Here is a 721-nt window from a genome sequence, read left to right as displayed (position 1 = left end):
AATTTGGGGAGTTTCTGTTTTGTAAACAGCTGGGGCCGGCCTCCTTCACCGGCGGCCGGCCACTCATGATGCTATTCCCACTCGATGGTTCCCGGCGGCTTGCTGGTGACATCGAGCACGACGCGGTTGACACCCTCCACCTCGTTGGTGATGCGGTTCGAGATCCTGGCGAGGAGCTCGTACGGCAGGCGTGACCAGTCAGCGGTCATGGCGTCCTCGGAGGAGACGGGGCGGAGCACGATGGGGTGGCCGTAGGTGCGGCCGTCGCCCATGACTCCTACGCTGCGGACGTCGGCCAGCAGGACCACCGGCATCTGCCACACTTCGTTGTCCAGTCCGGCTGCGGTGAGCTCGGCCCGGGCAATCGCGTCGGCTTTGCGCAGCAGGTCCAGGCGATCCTTGGTGACCTCGCCCACGATCCGGATTCCGAGTCCCGGTCCGGGGAAGGGCTGGCGTCCCACGATCTCCTGCGGCAGTCCCAGCTGGGCACCGACGGCGCGGACCTCATCCTTGAAGAGGGCGCGCAGCGGTTCCACGAGCTCGAACTGCAGGTCCTCGGGCAGGCCGCCCACGTTGTGGTGGCTCTTGATGTTCGCGGCACCTTCACCGCCGCCGGATTCGACGACGTCCGGGTACAGCGTGCCCTGGACCAGGAACTTGATCTTCTCGCCGTGGGCGGCAGCCTCGGCGATGATGGCGAGTTCCGCCTCTTCAAAGGCCC

At 66.3% G+C, this 721-nt stretch carries 1 protein-coding gene; it reads right to left on the bottom strand.

All coding sequences use genetic code 11. The annotated features are described in order from the left end of the window. Positions 1-71: 71 nt before the first annotated feature. A partial coding sequence (locus AC5RWX_RS33985) for a GMP synthase (glutamine-hydrolyzing) (RefSeq protein WP_494100531.1) occupies positions 72-721 on the bottom strand: 650 nt, incomplete at its 5' end.

The organism is Arthrobacter sp. SPT-J7 (assembly GCF_059089965.1).
Note: the sequence above shows the minus strand (reverse complement) of the source record. Positions and strands in the feature narration are given on the sequence as shown.